This is a genomic window from Halobacillus sp. AWH4_228, from assembly GCF_056158365.1.
In genome coordinates, this window is the sequence record NZ_JBSWTE010000001.1 from 1,453,959 (window position 1) to 1,470,424 (window position 16,466).

General features: G+C 48.1%; 16 protein-coding genes. 15 read left to right on the forward strand and 1 reads right to left on the reverse strand.

Annotated features, from left to right (window positions below):
* The first annotated feature begins 108 nt into the window (after window positions 1–108).
* The 7 genes from ACXADP_RS07160 to uvrC all read left to right on the forward strand — a co-directional run bounded on the left by ACXADP_RS07160 (window position 109) and on the right by uvrC (window position 7,469).
* Complete coding sequence (locus ACXADP_RS07160) at window positions 109–1,812, forward strand: long-chain-fatty-acid--CoA ligase (protein ID WP_474969151.1); 1,704 nt, start codon at window positions 109–111, stop codon at window positions 1,810–1,812.
* A 99-nt stretch (window positions 1,813–1,911) separates the two neighbouring features.
* Window positions 1,912–2,514, forward strand: a complete 603-nt coding sequence (locus tag ACXADP_RS07165; RefSeq protein WP_474971161.1) for a TetR/AcrR family transcriptional regulator — start codon at window positions 1,912–1,914, stop codon at window positions 2,512–2,514.
* Window positions 2,514–3,287 carry an enoyl-CoA hydratase gene (locus ACXADP_RS07170; protein WP_474971162.1) on the forward strand — a complete coding sequence of 258 codons (774 nt, stop codon included), beginning with the start codon at window positions 2,514–2,516 and terminating at the stop codon, window positions 3,285–3,287. Before ACXADP_RS07165 ends, ACXADP_RS07170 begins: the two co-directional genes overlap by 1 nt.
* A gap of 21 nt (window positions 3,288–3,308) precedes the next feature.
* The gene (locus ACXADP_RS07175) at window positions 3,309–4,082 is read left to right on the forward strand and encodes an electron transfer flavoprotein subunit beta/FixA family protein (protein WP_474971163.1); all 774 of its coding nucleotides are present in this window, start codon (window positions 3,309–3,311) and stop codon (window positions 4,080–4,082) included.
* A gap of 27 nt (window positions 4,083–4,109) precedes the next feature.
* Complete coding sequence (locus ACXADP_RS07180; RefSeq protein ID WP_474969148.1) at window positions 4,110–5,090, forward strand: electron transfer flavoprotein subunit alpha/FixB family protein; 981 nt, start codon at window positions 4,110–4,112, stop codon at window positions 5,088–5,090.
* A 90-nt stretch (window positions 5,091–5,180) separates the two neighbouring features.
* Entirely contained in the window at window positions 5,181–5,537 is a 357-nt protein-coding gene (trxA, locus tag ACXADP_RS07185; protein WP_280513303.1) for a thioredoxin, read from the forward strand.
* Between the two features lie 117 nt (window positions 5,538–5,654).
* The gene (gene uvrC / locus ACXADP_RS07190) at window positions 5,655–7,469 is read left to right on the forward strand and encodes an excinuclease ABC subunit UvrC (protein WP_474971164.1); all 1,815 of its coding nucleotides are present in this window, start codon (window positions 5,655–5,657) and stop codon (window positions 7,467–7,469) included.
* A 14-nt stretch (window positions 7,470–7,483) separates the two neighbouring features.
* On the opposite strand, the gene ACXADP_RS07195 is transcribed toward uvrC, so the two are convergent.
* A complete protein-coding gene (locus ACXADP_RS07195; protein WP_474969146.1) occupies window positions 7,484–7,927 on the reverse strand; it encodes a YslB family protein in 444 nt (147 codons plus the stop codon).
* A 280-nt stretch (window positions 7,928–8,207) separates the two neighbouring features.
* Here ACXADP_RS07195 and ACXADP_RS07200 point away from each other — a divergent pair, with 280 nt between their 5' ends.
* The 8 genes from ACXADP_RS07200 (at window position 8,208) to racE (ending at window position 16,365) form a co-directional block, all read left to right on the forward strand.
* Window positions 8,208–8,828, forward strand: coding sequence for a succinate dehydrogenase cytochrome b558 subunit (locus ACXADP_RS07200; protein WP_474969145.1), 621 nt, complete (start codon window positions 8,208–8,210; stop codon window positions 8,826–8,828).
* Window positions 8,829–8,890: 62 nt separating this feature from the next.
* Entirely contained in the window at window positions 8,891–10,642 is a 1,752-nt protein-coding gene (gene sdhA, locus ACXADP_RS07205; protein ID WP_474971165.1) for a succinate dehydrogenase flavoprotein subunit, read from the forward strand.
* Between the two features lie 14 nt (window positions 10,643–10,656).
* A complete protein-coding gene (gene sdhB, locus ACXADP_RS07210) occupies window positions 10,657–11,421 on the forward strand; it encodes a succinate dehydrogenase iron-sulfur subunit (RefSeq protein ID WP_027955209.1) in 765 nt (254 codons plus the stop codon).
* Between the two features lie 170 nt (window positions 11,422–11,591).
* Complete coding sequence (locus ACXADP_RS07215) at window positions 11,592–13,916, forward strand: sensor histidine kinase (RefSeq protein WP_474971166.1); 2,325 nt, start codon at window positions 11,592–11,594, stop codon at window positions 13,914–13,916.
* Window positions 13,913–14,563 (forward strand): response regulator transcription factor, encoded by a 651-nt coding sequence (locus ACXADP_RS07220; protein ID WP_027955211.1) that lies wholly within the window; start codon window positions 13,913–13,915, stop codon window positions 14,561–14,563. The genes ACXADP_RS07215 and ACXADP_RS07220 overlap by 4 nt, the downstream gene beginning before the upstream one ends.
* Before the next feature lie 95 nt (window positions 14,564–14,658).
* Window positions 14,659–14,883: a helix-turn-helix domain-containing protein gene (locus ACXADP_RS07225; protein ID WP_008635211.1), complete on the forward strand. Its 225-nt coding sequence runs from the start codon at window positions 14,659–14,661 to the stop codon at window positions 14,881–14,883.
* A gap of 207 nt (window positions 14,884–15,090) precedes the next feature.
* Window positions 15,091–15,525, forward strand: a complete 435-nt coding sequence (locus ACXADP_RS07230; protein WP_474972295.1) for a MarR family winged helix-turn-helix transcriptional regulator — start codon at window positions 15,091–15,093, stop codon at window positions 15,523–15,525.
* Window positions 15,526–15,546: 21 nt separating this feature from the next.
* Window positions 15,547–16,365: a glutamate racemase gene (gene racE, locus ACXADP_RS07235; protein ID WP_027955213.1), complete on the forward strand. Its 819-nt coding sequence runs from the start codon at window positions 15,547–15,549 to the stop codon at window positions 16,363–16,365.
* Window positions 16,366–16,466 lie beyond the last annotated feature (101 nt).

Here is a 16,466-nt window from a genome sequence, read left to right on the forward strand (position 1 = left end):
ATTTTCTGTAGATTTTTGTCAAATATTCTCAAAATTTTAAATTGTATTTCAAATGTTGGGGAAGTGTCGTTATAATAGAAGAGAAGATAAAAAAGGGGGCATGTGAGTATGACAGACTTTCAGCGTCCATGGCACAAGTACTACCCGCCGGAAGTACCGGTGGAAATGGAGTACGACCAACGTCCACTGCAGGATTACCTGCGCGATACCGCTCAAGCTTACGGAGAAAAGAAAGCGCTTTATTTCATGGGGAAGGAGCTTTCCTATAAGGAAGTGTACGATCAATCCCTGGCTGCAGCCAGTTACCTGCAGCAGCTGGGTGTGGAGAAGGGGGATCGTGTTTCGATCATGCTTCCCAACTGTCCGCAGTCGGTCGTTGCGTATTACGGTGTGCTTCTTGCCGGTGGGATTGTTGTTCAGACGAACCCGCTGTATATGGAGAGGGAACTGGAGTATCAGATGAAGGACTCTGGGGCCAAGGTCATCATTTGTCTCGATATCCTGTATCCGAAGGCGGCGAATGTGAAGCCGGAAACAGATCTGGAACATATTATAGTGACGGGAATTAAGGATTACCTTCCATTTCCTAAGAATAAGATTTATCCTTTTATACAGAAGCGTCAATATCAAGTGCTCGTTAAGCCCGAGCAATCGACGGACACCCACCTCTGGACCCATCTCTTAAAGGAGAGCACACGGGAAGTAAAGCCGGTTGATGTGGATCCTTTGGAGGATTTAGCGCTGCTGCAGTATACCGGCGGCACGACTGGATTTCCAAAAGGGGTAATGCTGACCCATTACAATTTGATCGTCAATACACAGATGGCGAAGAAATGGCTGTATAAATGCAGGGACGGAGAAGAGCGGGTGCTTGCCATCCTGCCATTTTTCCACGTGTACGGCATGACTTCGGTGATGAACTTGTCGGTTATGATGGGCAACAAAATGATCCTTATGCCGAAATTCGATGCGGAAGCTGTATTGAAAGTCATCGAGAAACAGCGTCCGACGCTTTTCCCTGGAGCACCTACCATTTACATTGCGCTGTTGAACCATCCGAACTTGAAGAAGTATGATCTATCCTCGATTGAAGCCTGCATCAGTGGTTCTGCGCCTCTTCCGGTTGAAGTGCAGGAACAGTTTGAGAAAATCACCGGGGGCCGTCTCGTGGAAGGCTACGGTTTGACTGAAACGTCACCGACCACGCATTCCAACCTTATCTGGGGCCATCGGGTCAGCGGAAGCATCGGTATTCCATGGCCGGACACAGACTCGAAAATTTTCAAGATGGATGCGGATGAGGAAGCGGATTATGGAGAAATCGGGGAGATTGTCGTCAAAGGACCTCAAGTCATGAAGGGATATTGGAACCGTCCGGAGGAAACGGCTCAGGTGTTGAGTGAAGATGGCTGGTTCCGGACCGGGGATATGGGCTATATGAACGAAGATGGATATTTCTATATCGTGGACCGTAAAAAGGATATGATCATCGCCGGTGGGTACAACATTTACCCGCGTGAAGTGGAGGAAGTGCTGTATGAACACTCCGAAGTGCAGGAAGCGGTTGTAGTCGGAGTACCGGATCCGTATCGCGGGGAAACCGTCAAAGCTTTCATCGTTAGAAAGCAGGACAGCGATATTACGGAAGACGAACTGAATGAATTCTGCAGGAAGCATATGGCGGCCTTTAAAGTACCGAGGTTATATGAATTCAGAGATGAGCTTCCGAAGACGGCTGTTGGTAAGATTCTGCGTCGTCAGCTCGTCGAGGAGGAGAAGGCGAAATATGAAGAATCCGAAAGTATTCAATAAACATAAAAAAGAAAGTTGACAGAATATTTCCTTGAATGTAATATAATAAGTGAATGATGATTCATTCATTTTCAGTATACAGATCAAGGAGATATCCACATGAAAAAAAACAAACCGAAATTCAAACAGATTATAGATGCAGCGGTCGAGGTCATTGCTGAAAATGGGTACCATTCCTCACAGGTATCAAAGATTGCTAAAAAAGCAGGAGTGGCGGACGGCACGATTTATTTATACTTCAAAAACAAGGAAGATATCCTCGTTTCACTGTTTCAGGAGAAAATGGGGCAGTTCATAGAAAAGATTGAGCAGGAAACCACCTCCAGGCAGTCAGCGGATGAAAAGCTCCATACGCTGATCCATACGCACTTTGAGCAGCTGGCTGCCGATCACCATCTGGCTATTGTCACCCAGTTGGAGCTGAGACAATCAAACAAGGACTTAAGACAGAAAATCAACAATGTCTTAAAGCGCTATTTGAATGTCATCGACCAAATCGTCGAGGAAGGTGTGGAGGAAGGGCTGTTCCGATATGGCTTGGACCGCCGTCTCGTACGTCAGATGATTTTCGGGATGATGGATGAGACGGTAACCAACTGGGTCATGAAGGATCAGCGTTATAACATAGTAGACCAGGCAAGTGAAGTCCATAGCTTAATTATCTATGGATTAGCCCGGAATCGTGAAGAAGAGGAGAGGTAATGTTGTCAACATTAACGATGGAAATCCAAAACCATGTTGCAGAGATCACCCTGCAGAGTCCTCCGGCCAATGCTTTGTCGAGCCATATTCTAAAGGACCTCTCTGCAGAACTGGATAAGGTGGAGCAGGACGCATCCGTCAAGGCCATCCTTCTGAAAGGCGAAGGAAGATTTTTCTCGGCCGGGGCAGATATTAAGGAATTCACGACCCTGCAGGGCGCGGATGATTACAAGTCCCTGTCCTCCAAGGGACAGAAGCTTTTTCAGCGGATCGAAAACTTCCATATCCCAGTGATTGCATCCATACACGGAGCTGCCCTTGGAGGCGGCCTGGAACTGGCGATGGCGTGTCACATCCGCTACGCCGCAGAAGATGCCAAACTCGGACTTCCGGAAATCAACCTTGGAATTATACCAGGCTTTGCAGGGACCCAGCGGCTTCCAAGGTACGTCGGAGCAGCTAGAGCTTATGAAATGATTTTGACGGGTGTTCCAATCACCGGGCAGGAAGCGGCGGCCAGCGGGCTGGTCAACAAGAGCTTTTCTGCTGAGGAAGTGCATGGAGAGGCGGCAAAACTGGCCGCTGCTATTGCGGAGAAGAGCGGTCCGACGATTCATCATGTGATGAATCTCGTTCCTCTGACACATAATCCTCAGTTCGAGGAAGGGAACCGCGCTGAGGCGGAAGCCTTCGGCGATGTCTTTGGGAAAGAGGATGCCAAAGAAGGCATTCAGGCGTTTATTGAGAAGAGGAAACCTGATTTCAAACATTAATGCTTTAGGAGGTCATAGACAATGAACATTTATGTACTGCTTAAAAGAACGTTTGATACAGAGGAAAAGATCGCGGTCAATGGTGGAGCGATTGCTGATGACGGAGCTGAATACATCATCAACCCTTATGATGAATATGCCGTGGAGGAAGCGATCAATCTCCGTGACGCCCACGGCGGTGAGGTTACGGTCGTGACGATCGGCGAAGAGGACGCTGAGAAACAGCTTCGTACAGCCCTGGCGATGGGGGCGGACAAAGCCGTCTTGGTTAATACAGAGGATGACCTTGAAGAAGGTGACCAGTTTACAACCGTCAAGATTTTGGAAGCCTTTTTCGAGGATAAGGAAGCCGACATCATATTAGCTGGTAATGTCGCGATTGACGAGGCCAGCGGTCAGGTCGGCCCACGCCTGGCAGAACGGCTGGATATGGCCTGTGTGACGACGATTACGAAGATCGAAGTCGATGGCAGCACCGTGAATATCGAGCGGGACGTGGAAGGGGATGTAGAGAAGGTGGAAACTTCCCTGCCCTTGATCGTTACGTGCCAGCAAGGGTTGAACGAGCCGCGCTATCCATCTCTTCCTGGAATCATGAAAGCGAAGAAAAAGCCGCTGGAAGAGCTGGAGATAGATGATCTGGACTTAGAGGAAGATGATGTAGAAGCGAAAACAACCACCATGGAGATTTTCCTTCCACCTGCGAAAGAAGCCGGCAAGGTTCTTGAAGGGGAAGTCGACGATCAGGTGAAAGAACTGGTTTCCTTACTAAAAACTGAAGCGAAAGTCCTGTAAATAGACAAAGGGAAAGGAGAATGGGTTATGAGCAAAAAAGTATTGGTCATTGGAGAAGCGAGAGAGGGATCTCTCCGTAACGTCACTTTTGAAGCAATTGCTGCAGCGAATCTCGTCAGTGATGGCGGCGAAGTGGTCGGTGTCCTCTGCGGAGACGGGGATTTGAAGGAAATGGCACAGGAAATGGTGTATTACGGCGCCGCACGTGTCATCACTGTTTCAAACCCGGAATTGAAAACGTATACATCCGATGGATATGCCCAGGCAGTCCATCAGGTGATTGACGATGAGTCTCCGGAAGGGATCATCATGGGGCATACCGCCATCGGGAAGGACTTGACGCCGAAGCTTGCCAGCAGGCTGGAGTCCGGGCTGATTTCAGATGCAACGGAAGTTGTAGTCGAAGGCGGAGATATCGTCTTCACCCGTCCCATTTATTCTGGTAAAGCTTTTGAAAAGAAAAAGATTACAGACGGACTGATTTTTGCTACCATTCGTCCAAATAACATCCCGTCCCTGAATCGTGATGATTCCTTGACCGGTGCGGTATCAGAGAAAGAGGTCCAAATCTCCAACATCCGCACAATCATCAAAGAGGTCCTGAAAAAATCCTCCGATGGCGTGGATTTATCCGAAGCCAAAGTCATTGTAGCCGGAGGACGCGGGGTGAAAAGTGCAGAAGGATTCGAGCCGCTTGAACAGCTGGCCGAAGCGCTCGGCGGAACCGTAGGGGCCTCCCGTGGTGCGTGTGATGCCGGTTACTGCGACTACTCCCTGCAGATCGGTCAGACAGGGAAGGTCGTTACACCGGACCTCTACATTGCCTGCGGGATTTCCGGTGCGATTCAGCACTTAGCGGGAATGTCCAATTCCAAAGTCATTGTAGCCGTCAATAAAGATCCGGAAGCGAATATTTTCAATGTAGCTGATTACGGCATCGTCGGTGACTTGTTCGATGTCATCCCGAAACTGACCGAAGAAATCAAGCAGATGAAAGTAAACGCATAGGAAAAAGCCGGAGCCGATCATTTGGCTTCGGCTTTATTCCATGTTTAAATAGGGTATAAACAAAATATTAGTCACTAACAATAGATAGTGATATACTCTTTACAGACTAAAAGGTCGAGGAGGAATTATAGTATGGCAATTGTAAAAGCGACTGATCAAACATTTACAGAAGAAACAGGCCAGGGACTTGTCCTTGCAGATTTCTGGGCACCTTGGTGCGGACCTTGTAAAATGATCGCTCCTGTATTGGAAGAAATCGATGCGGAAATGAGCGACCAAGTAAAAATCGTGAAACTCGATGTTGATGAAAACCAGGAAACAGCTGGTAAATTCGGCGTTATGAGTATCCCGACACTGCTTCTTTTCAAAGACGGCCAGGTTGTTGACCAGGTTATCGGCTTCCAGCCTAAAGAAGCGCTAACTGAAATCATTACGAAACATGCCTGAGTAAAAAGGTGATCGTAGAAAGCCGCGCTGTATGCAGCGCGGCTTTTATCATGCATAAATGTACCGGTCGTGTGGTATTTTCATTATATATCCTTCTGACAGTATGGAGTGAAAACAATGAATTCAACGATTAAGGAGAAACTGGCCGTTTTACCAGACCAGCCCGGCTGTTATTTAATGAAAGATAAGCACGGGACAATTATTTATGTGGGGAAATCCAAAGTATTGAAAAACCGCGTGCGCTCCTACTTTACCGGAGCCCATGACGGAAAGACCCAGCGTCTTGTGCGGGAGATCGTCGATTTTGAATACATTGTCACCACCTCTGAAATAGAGGCGCTGATTCTTGAGATGAACCTGATCAAAAAGTATGATCCGAAATACAATGTTCTATTGAAAGATGATAAGACTTATCCTTATTTGAAAGTGACCGGTGAACGTCATCCCCGGCTGATCGTAACGAGGAATGTGAAGAAAGATAAGGGGAAATACTTCGGTCCCTATCCGAACGTCATTGCGGCAAGGGAGACGAAGAAGCTGCTCGACCGGCTGTACCCTCTGAGAAAGTGCAACACGATGCCGGACCGTGTGTGCCTGTACTATCATATGCACCAGTGCCTCGGCCCCTGTGAGTTCAAGGTTACAAAACAGACGAATGATGAAATCGTCCAGCAGATTACATCCTTCCTGAACGGTGGTCATAAGGAAATCAAAAAAGACTTAAAGCAGAAGATGCTCGATGCCTCAGAGGAGCTGGATTTTGAGCGGGCCAAGGAGCTCAGAGACCAGATTGAACACATTGAATCGGTCATGGAGCAGCAGAAGATGACCATGAACGATCAAGTGGACCGGGATATTTTTGGATACAGCTATGATAAAGGGTGGATGTGCGTGCAGGTCTTTTTCATCCGCCAGGGCAAGCTGATCGAACGCGACGTCTCGCTGTTCCCGTTCTTTGATGATCCGGAAGAGACCTTCCTCAGCTTCATCGCCAGGTTTTACCTGCATCAAAACCACCCGTATCCAAAGCAGGTGCTCGTGCCTGTGGCGACGAACGTTGATGTTCTGGAAGGCGCCATTGATACGAAGGTGATGATTCCGATGCGGGGGCGCAAGAAGGAACTAGTGGAACTGGCCATGAAAAACGCCAAGATTTCCCTTGAAGAGAAGTTCGCCTTGATTGAGCGTGATGAAGAGCGGACGATCAAAGCCGTGGAATCGCTGGGAGAAAAACTTCATATCGAAACCCCGCACCGGATTGAGGCGTTTGATAACTCCAATATCCAGGGCGCGGATCCGGTTTCAGCGATGGTCGTCTTTACGGACGGCCGTGCCGATAAAAAAGAGTACAGAAAATACAAAGTCCGGGATGTTAAAGGCCCGGATGACTATGAAACGATGCGTGAAGTGATTCGCAGGCGGTACCAGCGTGTCTTAAAAGAAGACCTCCCGCTGCCGGATCTGATTGTGGTAGATGGAGGGAAAGGGCAGATGTCCGCCGCCCTTGATGTGTTGGAGAACGAGCTTGGGGTAGATGTTCCGCTCTGCGGCCTTGCCAAGGACGATAAGCACAAGACGAGCGAACTCCTGTATGGAGATCCTCCTTCGCCGGTGGATCTGGATAGAAAATCGCAGGAATTTTACCTCGTCCAGCGGATTCAGGACGAAGTCCACCGATTCGCCATCTCCTTCCACAGGCAGCTGCGCGGAAAAGGAGCCATCCAGTCCGAGCTGGATGAAATTCCTGGTGTCGGTCAAAAGCGGAGACGCCTCCTGCTTCGTCATTTTAAATCCGTGACAGAAATCAAGGAAGCAGATATTCAGTCAATTACGAAGCTCGGAATTCCGGAACCTGTAGCCAACACGATCCTCATTCATTTGAATGACAACCATGACGATCCTGATGAACAAGAAGAACCAGCTGAGGAATAACAGCTGGTTCTTTCTTATGCTTTCATCGCTTTGATTTCCACGACATTGTCTTTTTTGTTTACTTCTTCAAAGCACTCATATGTATCATCGGTCATTTGTGTAATGGATTCGGAAAGAAATCCGCATTCCAAACGAAAATCCACGTCCAGCAGTTTTTGGTGGAGGCGTTTTTCGATCATGTGCCCTTTCAGGTGAAAGGTGTATTCGGTCTTCTTTTCTTTTATTTTAACGAGCTCTCCCCAGCCCATGTACTGGAAGAATTCAAAGAGCTCATCGAAAGTTTCAAGACTGGTCTGACGGGCCATGTTTTTCCCCATGTAATAAAGGAGATAAGGGGCATCTTTTCCGAGAAAGTCAGGGAGGGTGAAGTAGCGCATTAAATCGAACCCTGCTCCGGTGCCCACAAGCGATGAAATGTTGCTTGTTGTTAGTTTCGTAGATTCTTTCAAAACGCTCATTCCTTTCTCTCTTTATTATCACTCGAAATCTTCAGTGGTGCAATATGATTTCTTTCATTTTATCAAAAGGAAATAAATGTGTATTTTTGAACATTTTATAATCCCGCTTTCTTGACGCTTATTCGGGATAGAAGTACAATAAACATGTCACAAATTGTACATTCGTCAGACAAGTTTAGGGAATGGGGCTTTTCCTATAATTTTTTTAAGCGGAATTAAAGCGCTTAACTGTCTGAAAAATGTCCATATTCAATCTGTTACTATCTTGAGGGGGGTAAATATGGCGGGAACGCGCGGATACGTCAATCGAAGACTACATTCATTACTGGGAGTTATTCCAATCGGGATCTTTTTGATTCAGCACTTGACTGTAAACTATTTTGCAACACGTGGTCCACAGGCATTCAATGATGCGGCACACTTCATGGAGAGTCTGCCTTACCGGTATGTGCTGGAAACCTTTATCATTTTCCTACCACTGTTGTTTCACGCAATTTACGGTGTGTATATTGCCTTTACAGCCAAAAGCAACTTGTCTAATTTCAGTTATTTCCGTAACTGGATGTTCATTTTCCAAAGAATCACAGGGATTGTTACGCTGATCTTTATTGCGTGGCACGTCTGGGAGACACGGATCGCCATCGGTTTTGGATGGGCGGATCTTAACTATCAGTTGATGGAAGGGATTTTAACGGAGCCGTTCTTCTTCTGGTTCTATGTAATTGGTGTAATTTCCACAACCTTCCACTTTTCCAATGGACTGTGGTCCTTCTTTGTCAGCTGGGGCATCACCGTGTCACCACGCTCTCAGAAGATCATGACCTACGTAAGCATCATCGTTTTCGTTGCCATTTCCTATGTGGGAGTGCGCACGTTGATTCAGTTTGCCTACGGAATTTAAACTATGAACATAACAATGGCAGTTTTATAGATTTTCAGTACTTAAGGGAGTGAGCTTCAATCATGACAAATAAAAATATTGTTGTTGTCGGCGGCGGCCTGGCCGGCTTGATGGCAACAATTAAAGCAGCAGAACAAGGGGTTCACGTAGATCTTCTATCTATTGTGCCCGTTAAACGTTCTCACTCTGTATGTGCCCAAGGCGGAATTAACGGGGCCGTCAATACAAAAGGGGAAGGGGATTCCCCGTGGGAGCACTTTGATGATACGGTCTACGGCGGCGACTTCCTCGCCAACCAGCCGCCGGTCAAAGCGATGTGTGATGCAGCGCCCGGCATCATTCACCTTCTGGACCGTATGGGAGTCATGTTCAACCGTACGCCGGAAGGGCTTCTCGATTTCCGACGTTTCGGTGGAACGCAGCACCACCGGACAGCCTATGCGGGAGCTACGACAGGGCAGCAGCTGCTGTACGCCCTTGATGAACAGGTCCGCCGCCACGAGGTGAACGGTCTTGTAACGAAATACGAAAACTGGGAGTTCCTTTCCGCGATTATCGGCGACGATGGTGTCGGCCGTGGAGTGATCGGACAGAATTTGAGCACCCATGAAATTAAAGCGTTCCCTTCCGATGCCGTCATTATGGCAACCGGAGGTCCCGGGATTATCTTTGGCAAGTCCACCAACTCGGTCATCAACACGGGCTCTGCTGCCGGAGCCTTGTATCAGCAGGGTGTGAACTACGCCAACGGGGAGTTCATCCAGATCCATCCGACTGCTATTCCTGGCGATGATAAACTGCGCCTGATGAGTGAGTCGGCACGTGGAGAAGGTGGACGTGTCTGGACTTACAAAGACGGGGAGCCTTGGTATTTCCTTGAAGAAAAATATCCGGCATACGGAAACCTTGTGCCGCGTGATATCGCAACGAGGGAAATTTTCGACGTTTGTGTTAACCAGAAACTGGGAATCAACGGAGAAAACATGGTATACCTTGACCTCTCCCATAAAGATCCTAAGGAACTGGATGTTAAGCTTGGCGGCATCATAGAAATTTATGAGAAGTTCGTCGGTGAAGATCCGAAGAAGGTTCCGATGAAAATTTTCCCAGCCGTACACTATTCGATGGGCGGCATGTGGGTCGACTATGATCAGATGACCAACATTCCTGGAATTTTTGCCGCTGGTGAATGTGATTATACACAGCACGGAGGCAACCGTCTCGGAGCCAACTCGCTTCTTTCCTCCATTTACGGCGGTATGGAAGCAGGTCCGAATGCTGTGAAATATCTGGATGGTCTTGAAACCCTTGCAGACGATATGAGTTCAGCGCTGTTTGACAAAGCCATCAAAGAAGAGCAGGACAAATTCGAGAACATTATGAGTATGGACGGCGACGAAAACGCCTACCAGATTCATAAAGAGCTTGGGGAATGGATGACGGATAACGTGACCGTTGTCCGTGATAATGACAAGCTGCTGGAGACGGATAAGAAGATTGTTGAGCTGATGGAACGTTATGAACGCATTAACATCAACGATACATCCCGCTGGAGCAACCAGGGAGCGATGTTTACCCGCCAACTTTGGAATATGCTGCAGCTGGCCCGTGTCATCACACAGGGGGCCTATAACCGTAATGAAAGCCGCGGTGCCCATTATAAGCCTGAATTCCCGGATCGTAACGATGAAGAATGGCTGAAGACAACGGTAGCAAGCTACGACAAAGAAAATAACAAGCCGGTTTTCCGTTATGACGATGTCGATACATCCTTAATCGAGCCTCGTAAACGTGACTACTCGAAGAGTAAATAAAGGAGGTAACGATCATGAGCGAAAATAAAATGATTACGATGATCATCAAACGACAGGACGATCCTGATCAGTCTCCGTATGAAGAGAAGTTTGAGATTCCGTATCGTGAAAATATGAATGTCATCTCTGCGCTTATGGAAATCCGCCGTAACCCTGTCAATGCTGATGGGCAGGCGACGACACCTGTCTATTGGGACATGGGCTGCCTGGAAGAAGTATGTGGGGCCTGTTCTATGGTGATCAACGGAACACCACGACAATCCTGTACAGCGCTCGTGGATCAGCTGGAACAGCCGATCCGCCTGGAGCCGATGTCCACGTTCCCGATCAACCGTGACCTTGCGGTTGACCGGAGCCGGATGTTTGATTCCTTGAAGAAGGTCAAAGCCTGGATCCCGATCGATGGAACATACGATCTTGGTCCTGGACCACGTATGGCCGAAAGCAAGCGTCAGTGGGCCTATGAGCTTTCCAAATGTATGACATGCGGTGTCTGCCTGGAAGCCTGCCCGAACGTAAACAGCAAGTCCGACTTTATCGGACCTGCACCATTGTCCCAGGTGCGCCTGTTCAACTCCCATCCGACAGGAGAAATGAACAAGAGCGAGCGTCTGCAGACGATTATGGATGGCGAAGGTCTGATGGGCTGCGGGAACGCACAAAACTGCGTACAGTCCTGTCCGAAAGGCATTCCTTTGACGACATCCATCGCGGCACTGAACCGTGATACCGCCGTTGAATCTTTCAAGAGCTTCTTTGGCAGTGATAAACAGGTATAAATCCCTGCGAAGGACCCCGGAGCCGACCGGGGTCCTTTTTTTACTGTCATTGTCAGGAGGTGGACAGAAAACTTACAAGTTCTTCTGACTATAAGGGGGTTGTAGGACTTGAGAAGGATAGTATAATAGATGTGACTGAAATTCGCTCAAGTAAGAAGGTGAGCCGTAGTATGAAAAACTTCAAATGGTCTCAATGGATTGTTTTGACCTTTTTTATTGTATCAGCGTGCTATTTAATAATCTTATCCGTAACCCAGCCTTATCTTGGGATTGATGCTGAACAGCAGGAAAGCGGCTGGGTCATAACCGACATAGAGAGTGGGGGCTGGGCGGACAGGCAGGACGTCCCCCCGGGATCTGTTATTCTCTCTGTGGATGGGGGGAACCCGGGGCTTCACCATTCTCTTTCTATGTTCAATGAACTGGAAAATGCCCAGTCCTTCAGGGTGGAATCTTCCGGACAAGTACGGATGTACAGGGACATCGACCAGTTCAGCCGGGTCCACTGGGTGTTTTATATTCTGCTTCCTGCGCTGTTTTTTGTGGCGATTCTAGGAATCTCTTATCTGGTTCATAAACGGGTGCCTAAACGGTATTCGGCCGAACAGCTGATTTTGTATTTCCTGGCAATTGCTACGGCTTATTTGAGTAACAGTGGAGCCGTGAGGGATGACTTGTATAGTCTTGTTTTGAATACCAGTTTATTCCTGATTGCTCCTGTTATCCTTCTCCATTTCCTGCACAATTACTTTCAGGAATTGAAGGTCGTCTGGTTCTCTAAGAACATTCTCTATTTCTTATACGCTGCCATGGCAGGTGTTTCCCTGCTGGATACGTATTATTTAGTAACTCTTCAAAACCCGTCCTACTTTCAACTGGTGCCGCTCACGTGTCTGCTTGGGTTGTATATCATTACCTTTGTGATCGTCTACAGGGGGGTATATATTTACCGGCATGCCGCTGTCGGACCGGTCTTTAAGTATATGGCGATCGGAATGACCGTTGCGTTTTTCCCTTATATTCTTCTTTACTTGATCCCTGTCCTCGTTTCCGGCGTGACCATTGTGTCGCTGGAGTTCGGTGCCATGTTTCTGATTGCTATTCCAGCCACATTCATGTATTTGATTACACGGGAACAGCTGATTGATATCAATTTCATCATGAACCGCCTGCGCTATTACTTTATCCTTTCTGTCCTCCCGTCTTTCGTACTGACAGCTGTTATCGGGTGGATTGTATCCGGCTTGTCGATGGTGTCCTATATCCAGCTGTATTTATTGATGCACACAGCGTTGATTGCTTTCTTATCCTTAAAGGAAGGGCTTGACGTCCGTATGCAGCGGTTTCTCTTTTCAGCACGGTACAGCTACCAGGAAAGTATGCACCGGCTGGCCAGCGACATGAAGGATCAGTCCAATGCGGTTGATTTGATGAAGGTCGTGAGGGATGAAATTAAAAACGTGATGAGTGTACGCGACATCTACATTTTCTCCAAACACAATAAGCGGAAGATGTACTGTGTCTACAATGAAATTCCCGAGGGGATTGTCGACCATTTTGACGACCACCTGTTCCATCACCCTTATGACATCGGCTCCATCATTGAAACGGATAAAGGATTTGGTGTCGTCGTCGGGCTGTCACTTGAGAAGATGACGATGCTCTGGTGCAGAGGGAAAAAGGACTTTACCACTTTAAACCGGGATGAAAAAACGTATTTACAAACCATCTCCCATCATGCCAACATTGCGATAGAGAATATGAATTTGATTGAGGATCTGGTCAAGGAGCTACGCACGTTAAGAAACGATCAGACGCAGAAGTATCCGGCATGGCTGTCCCGGCTCTTATTTACGATTGCGGAGAACCAGCGGAAGCAGCTGTCGATCGATATCCACGATACGGTGCTCCAGGAGCAGCTGTATCTGTACCGTAAAATGGACGACCTGATCCGCAACCGGACTGATTTATCCACGAGTCTTCATGCTGAGTTGAAGATGTATAAGGAATCTCTTCTGGACAGTATCCACCTCACGAGGGAAACGTGTAACGAGCTGCGGCCGGCCTTCATCGAAGAACTTGGACTCGTGCAGTCATTGAAGAATTTGATCCATCAGTATCAGCTTCGTTCCAATTTCACCGTTTACTTTTCTCATGAACGGTTTGAATCAGAGCTGGATCAAGAAAGGATTCTCGGAATTTTCCGGATTGTCCAGGAACTGTTGACGAATGCCATGAAGCATTCCGAAGCAAAAATCGTCAAACTCTCTCTTTTCAATAAGAAGGACCAGGTGGTTCTCTATTATTCAGATAATGGAAAAGGAATGGATTATTCCATGAAGCGGGACCTGTTTTCCCATATCGGGCTTTCGGGAATTGAGCAGAGGGTCAACGGTTTAAATGGAAGTCTGGAAATCACCACAGCACCAGGGGAAGGATTCAGGACGACCATCACTTTCCCCTATCCGTCACACAAGGAGGTCCAGCACGTATGATTCACGTATTAATAGTCGACGACCACCCCGCTGTTGGAGCAGGCACCAAAGCGATGCTCGAGCAGGAGGGGGATATGCAGGTGGATGTCATCCACGAAACCGATCATCTGGAAAGCTGCCTCGAAAAGAAAGCCTACGATGTGCTGCTTTTGGATTTATATATGCCCGGCCTGAACGGCATTGAGCTGGCCAAACGGCTAAGAAAAACGTTCCCGGATATTAAAATGCTGATCTATACCGGGTTTGATTTGAGCACGCACTTCAATATGATTGTGGAAGCGGACATCAACGGCTTTGTCAGCAAAACTGCTGCCAGTGAACAGCTTGTTACAGCGATCAAGGCGGCTCTAAGAGATGAAGTGATCATTCCACTCCACCTTTTCAAACAGCTGCGCCGCACCGAGGCCTGCACGGCCGAAACGATCGAATCAGCTGAGAATAAAGGCATTTCCCTGAATGAGAAGGAACAGTCGATTTTGAAGGAAGTGGCATCGGGTTTCACCAACAGGGAAATCGCCCAGACGCTCCATATGTCCCAGCGGAGCGTGGAGTACACGCTCACCGGAATTTTCAACAAGCTGAACGTCCGATCCAGGACCGAAGCCCTTTTCAAAGCCCAGGAACTCGGGCTTGTGTCTAAATCATGAATGCGTAGCACACGGGGGCTAATCCCCTCATACGATACAAAGACTAAATAATTCCCCTCAAGAAAAGCTCAGGAACAACAAGGAGGGGTACGCTTGTGAAGGAGGACGGCTATCGGCCAACACAAATTCTTACCAAGCGGGAGCGAGAAGTCTTCGAGCTTCTAGTACAGGATAAGACGACAAGGGAGATCGCAAAAGAGCTCTTCATTTCGGAGAAAACTGTGCGGAACCACATTTCAAATGCCATGCAGAAGCTAGGAGTGAAAGGCCGTTCCCAGGCAGTGGTTGAACTGCTGCGTATGGGTGAACTGGAACTTTAATTCCATGATGCAGCAGAGGCTTTGGTCTGTGGATTGGAGGGAGTCCTTTCAGGTAGGGTCTGTCACGCGGTGATGATCATACCTGAAAGGGTTTTTTGTATCACCGGATACATTCACCTTGAAATTTCAGAGAGAAACGACCACAATAATACTTATCAAGTCATTTCGTTAGGAGTGCTGAATGTGGCTGAAACCCAGCAGACATCCATGATCGCAGATGTAGAGAAGGAACTTCGTTACATATCCGGGATCATTAAACAAAGAGGACGAGTTATCCTGAATCATTACTCGATTACAGCTCCGCAGTTTGTAGCGCTGCAGTGGCTGATGGAAAAAGGGGACTTAACGATCGGGGAACTCTCCAATCATATACACCTGGCCTGCAGTACGACAACGGACCTTGTCGACCGTATGGAGAAAAACGAGCTGGTTGAGCGGGTCAGGGACCCGAAGGACCGCCGGGTCGTCAGGATCCATGTACTGAGCAAAGGACAGAAGATCATTCACGAAGTGATCGAAAAACGACAAAACTACCTGGAAAACGTGTTGAGAAATGTTCCGGAAGAAGATGTGGAAACGCTGAACCGCCTGCTCCACGTCCTTCATGAGAACATGATTGAAATCGATGAAGAAGAACATTAAGCCATAAAAGAGGGATGCAGAGTGAAACAGGCAATCGGAGTCATTGATTCTGGCGTCGGGGGACTGACCGTAGCGAGAGAGTTGATGAGGCAGTTACCAAAGGAAACCTTTATCTATCTTGGGGACACGAAGCGGTGCCCGTACGGTCCGCGTTCAGAGGAAGAAGTGCGGGCGTTCACATGGCAGATGGTCAATTATCTGCTTGGGAAAAATATTAAAATGCTCGTTGTCGCGTGTAACACAGCGACGGCTTATACGCTGGCTGAGCTGCAGGAAGAACTGGATATCCCGGTTATCGGGGTCATTGATCCGGGGGCACGTGCCGCCATCAAGGTGAGTCAGAACAAACGGATCGGCGTCATTGGTACAGAAGGGACTATTGAAAGCAAAGCCTATCCGCAGGCGCTTGCTTCCATTGATCAGGATATCCGGGTGAACGACCTGGCCTGTCCCCCGTTTGTCCCGATGGTCGAAGAGGGGATATTATCCGGTCCGAAAGCGGAAGGAATCGTTTCCCGAACGCTGCAGCCATTGAAGGACATGAATCATATTGATACATTGATCCTCGGCTGCACCCATTATCCGCTCATCAAGGATCTGGTCCAGAACGAGATGGGGGATCACATCCAGGTCATCAGCTCCGGTGAGGAAACAGCCCGTGAAGCGAGCCTGATTCTTGCCTATCACAAAGCACTGGAAACCGATGACCATACACCAAGGCATGAATTTTACACGACCGGCGATATGGAGAAATTCCGTCTCGTCGCCAACAGCTGGTTTGAAGAGCCGATTCAGATCCTGAAATCGGTAGAACTGGAACACGTATCAAGCTCCGCCTGAAACAGGCGGAGCTTTTTCATATGCTGTTCTCCTCCAAATTACCCTGGTCTATTCCAATCGAGGGCTCGTATACATGGTAGTACAATCTATCTCAGGGGGGA

Excerpts from the sequence above, each read along its gene's own strand:
- ACXADP_RS07160 (WP_474969151.1), top strand. The coding sequence starts at position 109 with ATGACAGACTTTCAGCGTCCATGGCACAAGTACTACCCGCCGGAAGTA.
- ACXADP_RS07165 (WP_474971161.1), top strand. The coding sequence starts at position 1,912 with ATGAAAAAAAACAAACCGAAATTCAAACAGATTATAGATGCAGCGGTC.
- ACXADP_RS07170 (WP_474971162.1), top strand. The coding sequence starts at position 2,514 with ATGTTGTCAACATTAACGATGGAAATCCAAAACCATGTTGCAGAGATC.
- ACXADP_RS07175 (WP_474971163.1), top strand. The coding sequence starts at position 3,309 with ATGAACATTTATGTACTGCTTAAAAGAACGTTTGATACAGAGGAAAAG.
- ACXADP_RS07180 (WP_474969148.1), top strand. The coding sequence starts at position 4,110 with ATGAGCAAAAAAGTATTGGTCATTGGAGAAGCGAGAGAGGGATCTCTC.
- uvrC (WP_474971164.1), top strand. The coding sequence starts at position 5,655 with ATGAATTCAACGATTAAGGAGAAACTGGCCGTTTTACCAGACCAGCCC.
- ACXADP_RS07195 (WP_474969146.1), bottom strand. The coding sequence starts at position 7,927 with ATGAGCGTTTTGAAAGAATCTACGAAACTAACAACAAGCAACATTTCA.
- ACXADP_RS07200 (WP_474969145.1), top strand. The coding sequence starts at position 8,208 with ATGGCGGGAACGCGCGGATACGTCAATCGAAGACTACATTCATTACTG.
- sdhA (WP_474971165.1), top strand. The coding sequence starts at position 8,891 with ATGACAAATAAAAATATTGTTGTTGTCGGCGGCGGCCTGGCCGGCTTG.
- sdhB (WP_027955209.1), top strand. The coding sequence starts at position 10,657 with ATGAGCGAAAATAAAATGATTACGATGATCATCAAACGACAGGACGAT.
- ACXADP_RS07215 (WP_474971166.1), top strand. The coding sequence starts at position 11,592 with ATGAAAAACTTCAAATGGTCTCAATGGATTGTTTTGACCTTTTTTATT.
- ACXADP_RS07220 (WP_027955211.1), top strand. The coding sequence starts at position 13,913 with ATGATTCACGTATTAATAGTCGACGACCACCCCGCTGTTGGAGCAGGC.
- ACXADP_RS07230 (WP_474972295.1), top strand. The coding sequence starts at position 15,091 with ATGATCGCAGATGTAGAGAAGGAACTTCGTTACATATCCGGGATCATT.